Source organism: Pseudomonas alliivorans (assembly GCF_017826695.1).
Taxonomy (GTDB): Bacteria; Pseudomonadota; Gammaproteobacteria; order Pseudomonadales; family Pseudomonadaceae; genus Aquipseudomonas; species Aquipseudomonas alliivorans.
This window is the reverse complement of record NZ_JAFFZW010000014.1, coordinates 94,658-102,884: the sequence shown is the minus strand read 5'-3', so window position 1 is coordinate 102,884 and position 8,227 is coordinate 94,658. Positions and strand designations below refer to the sequence as shown.

Annotated in this window: 5 protein-coding genes; all 5 read left to right on the top strand. The window is 57.6% G+C overall.

The features are described 5' to 3' along the window. The coding region (locus tag JTJ32_RS25080; protein WP_328823994.1) for an RHS repeat-associated core domain-containing protein at positions 1–2,835 on the top strand (2,835 nt) is incomplete at its 5' end. A 313-nt stretch (positions 2,836–3,148) separates the two neighbouring features. Next, positions 3,149–3,700: a fimbrial protein gene (locus JTJ32_RS25075; protein WP_099227236.1), complete on the top strand. Its 552-nt coding sequence runs from the start codon at positions 3,149–3,151 to the stop codon at positions 3,698–3,700. A gap of 98 nt (positions 3,701–3,798) precedes the next feature. Further along, a complete protein-coding gene (locus JTJ32_RS25070; protein WP_099227235.1) occupies positions 3,799–4,551 on the top strand; it encodes a fimbrial biogenesis chaperone in 753 nt (250 codons plus the stop codon). Between the two features lie 39 nt (positions 4,552–4,590). Then, entirely contained in the window at positions 4,591–7,095 is a 2,505-nt protein-coding gene (locus JTJ32_RS25065) for a fimbria/pilus outer membrane usher protein (protein WP_210043648.1), read from the top strand. A 49-nt stretch (positions 7,096–7,144) separates the two neighbouring features. Next, positions 7,145–8,218: a fimbrial protein gene (locus JTJ32_RS25060; protein WP_099227233.1), complete on the top strand. Its 1,074-nt coding sequence runs from the start codon at positions 7,145–7,147 to the stop codon at positions 8,216–8,218. The last annotated feature ends 9 nt before the right edge of the window (positions 8,219–8,227 follow it).

Here is an 8,227-nt window from a genome sequence, read left to right as displayed (position 1 = left end):
CTGACGCGCCATTTCGGCTACGACGACTGGGGCCAGCAGATCAGTGAAACCGGACCGGATGGAGTGGTCAGTTTCAATGTGACGAACCCTTTTGGCTGGACCACCGACCAGGGCTGGTACATGCCCGCGCGCAGTACCTGGCGACAATCACGACGTGACGATCCGCAACGACACGGCATGACCGAGACGCGATTGAACCTGTTCGGCAAGCCGGAAAGCGTCGAACGCTTCCTGGATGACAACGGCAGCCTTCTCCCTGATAAAAGACAGAGCCTGGGACGCCAGGTCTATCGCTACGACGGGCTGGGCCGTGCTGTAGAAGAAATCGATACGCTGGGTCACTCCAACCGCTATCGATACGATGCGTTCGATCGTCTTGTAGAAAACGTGCTGCCTGACGACACCGGTATTTTGCGCGAATACGCCGCTCACAGCGCCGGATCACTTGCCAGTCGACTAAGCATTCGCCGGCCCGGTCAGCTAAAACCCGATGTGGAAGCAGGCGAGCAATCATTCGATGGTCTGGGCCGGCTGACGCACCTCAAGGTCGGACCAAGAAACGAATACTATCGCTACGACGGCGGCCAGACGCTCGTCAGCGAGCGCATCACACCAGGCAAGCAATCAATCCACTACGCTTACACCCCAGGCTTGACCAGCGAACCGACCAGCACCGAGGCCGTAGACGAAAAAGCGACCTTCAGTTACGACTTCAAAAGTGCGTACATGACCTCGTCATCCAACAGCCAGGGCAAACGCCACTACGAATATGATGCTGCCGGAAATTTGAAAAGCGACATATGGGAAGCCAATAACACTAAATGGACCACTGAATACCTCAGCTCCCTGCAGGGTCGTTTATTGCAACGCAACGAGGTGAGCGGGTTGAAGACATTGCTGGGCCATGACGCGCTGGGGCGCACGGAAAGCATCAGCCAGCATCGCCTCAGGGCTGCACTGCACTACGATGCGCTGGGACGTATGCAGCGCATCGTGACCACCGACACCGACCGAAGGGTCAGCCTGCAAACCCGCCTGGAGTACGACGACTTCGACCGCGAAATATCGCGTACGCTGAGCCTTGACGGCCAACCTGACCGCACCCTGAGCCAGGTATGGCGAGTGGATGACCAGTTGCAAAGCCGACACCTGCAGGAGGCGGATACCAGCCTGCTGCTCGAGCAGTTTGCCTACGACAGCCGCGGGCGCCTGATCCTGCATACCTGCTTAGGCCTCAATCTGCCCCTCGATCGTTATGGTTATGAAATTGTCAGCCAGGGCTTTCGCTTCGATGCGCAGGACAACATCACATCGACCGTTACCCGGTTTGCTGATGGCACCATGAATCGAACCCAATACAGCTACAGTGCACAAGACACTTTTCAGCTGGTGCGGGTCAGCCACAGCCATCCTCGTTACAAACCACAAACGACTGACTTCAGCTATGACGACGACGGCAATCTGAAGAAAGATGAACTGGGGCAACAGTTGACCTACGACAGCCAGAGTCGGTTGCTGTCTGTGCACAGCGACAACGGCACCCCCCTGAATCAGTTTCACTATGACGGCCATAATCATCTGGTCGGCGTCATTGAAGGCGGTCAACCAGCCGCTCTGCGCTTCTATGCAGGCAACCGCCTGAGCGCCATGATTCAGGATCAGAGCACCGTCCAGTACCTGTATAGCGGCGACATGCCGCTTGGCCAACAAAAAGTCGATGCGCAGGCAGAGACTCGCCTGTTGATGACCAATGCCAGCAATACCGTGCTTGGAGAAAGCACCGAAGGGGCTCTGCGCCTGGCAACGTACAGCGCCTACGGTGAAGCCAGTGGCGATGAATTGCACTGCCAATTGGGTTTCAATGGGGAATTGCGCGACACAGTAAGCGATTGGTATCTGCTGGGCAGAGGTTACCGGGCCTACAATCCGGCGCTGATGCGCTTCCATAGCCCGGATGCCTTGAGCCCTTTCGGTAGCGGCGGGCTAAATCCGTACAGTTACTGCCTGGGCAATCCGATTGCCTTTCAAGACCCGACCGGGCACAGCGTCGGCAAACTGCCGTACCGTAACTTCGAACCCAACCGGACCGCGATTTTCACCAGCCTGCTGCTGACAGCGGCATTCACAGCGCTGGCGGTTACGACACTGGGCTCAACGGCACCGGTAATCGGATTGTCGCTCACCGGGATAGCCCTGGATATTGTCAGTACGGGTTTCCATGTTGCGGCATTCAGTCAGAGCGACCCGGAAAAGGCCCAGAAGCAGTTCGAGACCGGTAATGTATTTGCACAGACGGGCATGATCCTGGGTTTGGTATCCATAGCAAGTATGGCGAAAGGAGCAAGCAAGGGTACGCTGAAGGCAGCGGCAAGCGCTGAGGACTTGACAGGTTTGTCCAGAAGGGCAAGTAGCGCGGAGTCGGCAAGTAGCAGCTACTTCGACACTTATTGGGTAGAAGGCGGAGAAGAGATGATGAGCGGACTGAACTACATGGAAAACAGAAACCGTCTCTGGCTACGACGCGGATTTGGAAACAAGGTAAACATGAACACTCCGGTCGGTACAGGCTCTGCCAAATTTGCCGATCTCTTCGACGATGCCGGAGGGTACGTAAAAGGAGATCTTCAGATGGGTGATTACGAAACGCTGCAAAATCCACTGTTCGGCCGCCGCCATTCAGCGCCTGCTTCATTGGGCAGCAACACGCCTGCCAGTCCGCCGGCTTCTCCGGTCCCCCCTAAAGTCACACCGGTTCATCAGACGAGCTACATTGCAGCCGCTCAAAGGGCGCGTGGCATTTCACCGCATGATGCCAGCAAACTTCCTGCTATGTAACAACCTACATGGCAGCGGAAAACATCAGGACGAACTTCAGTCGCGACGCCCGGCGGTCATGCTTATCAGACGCTGACGACTGAAGTCACCTCACACACACTAAGGAAGATTCGCACACACGTACGGATTTCTCCTATATCTGCCTGATCTATTCACAACTAATCTGTGCGCCGCTTGTAGGACGATACTTACAAATATTTCGCAACAAACCTACCAGCATGGAAACATCAACTTACTTATAACCCTGTAAGCCGAACAGTTGTGCAGCTCGTTCAAAAGACAGAAGCATCAACTGCCTTTAAAGGAATATTCAATGAAACGCTCTTTGCTCGTACTGCCGTTAGCCGTGATTCTGAACACCGCGAGTATGTCGACGTTCGCCAACAGCGGCACGATCAACTTCACCGGCAGCATCACCTCCACCACTTGCCCGATCCAGATCATTGATCCCGTTACCGGCAATCCGACCGGTAGCCTGGTTAACATAGGTACCGTTTCGGCCAGCCAGTTCACCGTCGCCGGCCAGGAAGTCGGCAACCGCGGATTCGGCCTGCGCCTGATCCCCGGAGGTGGTTGCACTGTCAACGCAGGCGATACCGCAGCCGTAACGTTTACCGGCGTCAAGGACACCACCGGTGACTACTTCGCGTTCAAACCTGTCAACGGCCCAGCGTCCGGCGTCGTTGCCTCGATCCGTGACGACAAGGGCGCCCTGGTCGCCAACGGCAAGGCATCCCGCGATTTCGACCTGGACGTTACTGCGCCAACCGACATGATGTTCTATGTCGCACACCGCTCCACTTCCGCCACCGTCACTGCTGGCAGCACCGAAGCAGACGTACGCTTCACCATCGCCATCAACTGATCACCGCCCGCTCGCCGCGCCACCCGCGCTTGCGGAGGGACGGCGAGTCTCGCTCGATGAGCGTTATCGCAGATCCGCATCCTGCAACAGGTACACCCATGTCGCTCTCTACCTTGCTGCCAGTACGCCGCGCTTTGACGGTTTGCCTGGCCGTTTCATTGTTGGCCGGATATTTGCCCTTCGGCCATGCCGCACTTGTTGTCAGTGGCACACGTGTTGTCTTCCCAGGCGACAAGCGCAGCGTTTCGCTCATTGTCTCCAACCCGGGTGAAAGGACCTATGCAGTCCAGACCTGGGTAAATACTGTGGCAGACGACACCACAACTGCCGTGCCCTTTATCACCAGTCCGCCGTTGTTCAAACTTGAACCCGGCAAGGAACAACAGGTCAAGCTCAACGGCCTGCCAAACGATTTGCCAAGTGATCGGGAATCGCTTTTCTACTTCAATGTGCAGGAAATCCCCGAAGCGCAGAAGAGTGATCAGAACAATGCGCTCAACATCGCTTTGCGAACCCGTCTGAAGCTGTTCTATCGCCCTGCCGGGTTAAAGGGCAACCCGGTGGAATCTCTGCGGGAACTGCAATGGTCGGTTGACCGGGTCGGTGACAGGGCGCAACTAAGGGTCGACAACCCTACCCCTTTTCATATGTCCTTCATTCGCATCGATATCAAAGGCAACGGGCAATACCTGCGCCTCAACAGCCCGGCAATGGCAGCCCCCATGAGCAGCCAGACCTACGTGCTCAGTGGTATCGACCCCGCCGACGGACTGCAGGTCACTTTTGCCAACCTGAACGATTACGGCGGCATCACACCCGACCTGACGGCCAGGGTTCGGGTCAGTCCCTGATCACTCATCCGCTTCAGTCGCACAGCCAGGAATTCCTTCATGCTTTTTTTCACAGGACCGTCGTGTCTGACGGCCCACCTGCGCCTGACATTCATCTTGATCGTCAGCAGCAGCGCATGGCCGTGGCACGCCAACGTTCATGCCAGCGACTTCCAGTCAGGTTTCATGCGCCAGAACGGCACTGAGGGTGCTGCGGCTGCGACGTTGGCCCTTGCAAACCTGGACAACGAAGACAATATCGCGCCAGGCCGCTATCACGTGAGCATTCTGGTCAATCTGAACCACTTCGATGAGCGAGCCATTGAGTTTTTCCCGGCTGATGGACAGCAGCGCCTGATGCCATGCCTTTCCCGAGGCCTGCTGGAAGAGATCGGGGTTCGCCTGGCCAGTCTCGTCTCCCCAACGCCTGCAGGTGACGCTTGTATTGATCTCGCCACGTTGATTTCCGGAGCGGGAGTCAGCTTCGACAGCAGGAGGCTGACCCTGTCATTGTCTATCCCGCAAATCGCTCTGCGTCGTGACGTGGTTGGCTACGTCGACCCGGCTCGCTGGGACTCAGGCATCAACGCCGCTTTCGTCAACTATCAGGTATCGGCCCAACAGGGCTCCAGCCAATATGGCGGCAATCAAAACAGTGATGACCTGTACCTTAAAGGTGGTTTCAACCTGGACGGTTGGCGGTTTCGCAGCAGCCAGTCGTTGCGCCGGAACAATCAGGGACAGCGTGAATGGACGAGAGCCTATACCTACGTGCAACGCGATTTGCCGGGTACTCGGGCCAATGTAACGCTGGGTGAAACCTTCACCTCCGGAGAGGTATTCAGAAGTCTGCCGCTCAAAGGCATGGTGATTGCAACTGATATGGAGATGTTGCCGGATGTGCTGCAAGGCTACGCACCGGTGATTCGGGGTGTCGCCAACAGCCGTGCAAAACTTGAGGTCTTCAACAACGGCTACCCGCTCTACTCGACCTATGTCAGCGCTGGCCCCTATGAAATCGACGATCTGAGTCTGGGGGGCGGCAGCGGCGAACTGGAAGTGGTCCTGACCGAAGCCGACGGCCGCATCAGGCGTTTTACACAGCCTTACTCCACGCTTGGCAATCTCATGCGCGAAGGCGTCTGGCGCTATAGCGCCTCCTTGGGCCGGTACAACGCCACGGGCAACCTGGAGACCCCCTTGCTGATGCAAGGCAGTCTGGCCATCGGCACCGGGTGGGACTTCACATTGTATGGAGGCCTGCAAGGCAGCGAATTTTACCGTGCAGGCAATCTCGGCGTGGCGCGTGACCTTGGTGTACTGGGTGCTCTGGCTATCGATGTGACTCGCTCGACCGCCGATCTGGATGCCCCTGACACCACCAGCGTCTCCGGTCTGAGCTACGCCATAAAGTATGGCAAGGCCTTCGATACCGACACGACGTTGCGTTTCGCCGGCTACCGCTACTCCACCGAAGGTTATCGGGATTTTGATGAGTCCGTGCGTGAGCGCCGTCGGGATCGCTCATTTCGAGGCAGCCGACGCAGCCGACTGGAGGCAGCAGTGTTTCAGAACCTGGGCAGGACCAGCTCCTTGAGCCTGACCCTTTCACAGGAGGATTTCTGGAACAGCAGCTATCAGCAGCGCCAGTTTCAGCTCAACTTCAGCCACCATTACCAAGGCGTGAGCTACACGCTGTTCGCCTCGCAGTCGCTGAACGACGAGCGCTCGCGCAATGATCGACAGTTCGGCCTGAGCCTCTCCTTTCCGCTGGAACTGGGGCACTCGAACTTCGCAACCCTGGGCTATAACAACCAGAATGGTCAACATAGCCAGACAGCACGCCTGACTGGCAGCGCCCATGAAAACCGCCTGGGCTATAGCGCGTCCCTCAACAGGGATCAGAATCAGCGTCAATCGGCCTCACTGTCTGCCTCCTGGCAGGCGCCCTACGCCAGCCTCGGCGCGGGTATCAATCAGGGCAGCGATTATCGAAGCGCCTCGCTCAACGCCAGCGGCGCGGTACTGCTGCATGGCGAGGGAATCGAGCTGGGCCCTTACCTGAGCGATACCTCGGCACTGGTTGAAGTACCAGGCGTTGCCGATGTAGGCATCAGCAACGCTGCGGGGGTCAGCACCAATGCACAAGGTTTTGCACTTGTGCCTTACATGCGCCCCTACCGGGTCAACCGCGTGGCGCTGAAAACCGATGATCTGGGCCCGGATGTGGAGATCGACAACGGCGTGGCACAGGTGGTGCCGCGACGTGGCGCAGTGGTCAAAACCACGTTTGCAAACCGATCGATCAGCCGCATGATCCTGACGCTCCGTACTCGCAAGGGCCAGCCGCTACCGTTCGGTGCACAGGTCAGCGATGCGACAGGTCAAGTGCTCGCCGTCGTCGGCCAGGGGGGCCAGGTACTGCTGGCCATCGGCGAACAGCCACAGACGCTGGAGGTACGCTGGGGACAACAATCCGAACAGACCTGCCAAATCGATCTGAATCCTGGCTCGATGGAACAACGACAGGGCTATCGCCTGCAGACATTGACGTGCAGCCCATGATTCGAACTCGCAGGCCGGTCTTGTTCCGGCGCCTTACAGGACATCTTGCATGAAGTTTCCATCACAATTACGCAACGTCTCTCTTGTGTTGCTGGCAGGTTTCGAGATGCAACAGGCTCTGGCGCAGAGCACCTGCTGGGTCAGACCCGACAACGTACACACAATGACTTACCCGCTCGGTCTCGGCACCGTCTATGTGCCAAAGGATGCCAAAACCGGTAGCGTCATCGGTGTATTCGATCAACCTTTCTCGCTGACGTCCAATGAAGGCCGCTTCGTACAGTGTGAAAACGATGGTGCTCACACGCTGGCGTTCAACGCTGTGGCACAGGCACCCATCCATGCCGGGACGCTGCCGCCTGTCATGGGGGAGGACGTTAACGGAAAAGTATTCGAAACAGGCATCTCAGGAGTCGGCGCGATGATCAGACTCGGACACCCTTTTGACGGTGTGGCACCGGGCTCCTTCGTCCCGTTGACCCGACCGGTGGTGCCGTTCAACGCGTTACTGACTGCCGATGTCACCCTGCCCGTCAACCCGCTGACCGGCAGGGTCACGCTCATCAAGACCGGGCCGATTCTACCCGGACCACAGGTTGTGGACACTGCCTTGTTCTATGGCAGGTTCAGCCTGATTCCACGAACCATGGAATTTCAGCTCAGGGCAACGGTGATGCAGGCACAATGCGACTCCGCGGTAGTCAGTGACGATCCGGTCAAGCTGGGCGACTGGAGCAGCGCACACTTTACGGCTCCGGGAACAGGTACGACACCCGTCACGTTCAGTATTCGTCTGGGCAACTGCGAATCCGATCCGGGCGATGTCAACATCGCCTGGGCCAATATTCGACTCGATGGTGTCAGCGGCTCAGTACCGGTTCCCGGCGTGAGCGGGGCATTTTCCCTGACCAGCGACTCCACGGCCCAAGGAATCGCTGTGCAAATCATGCGCAGTGATGGAACGACGCCAATACCGCTGGGCCAGGATGTGCCGATGATCACGGTATCGCCAGGCAACACGGTGCTGGACATGAGCGCCCGCTATTACCAGATTGAGGATAAGACACAGGTCAGGCCTGGACTCGCCAAAGGGGCTCTGAACTTTACCGTCAGCTATCAATGACCGTATGGG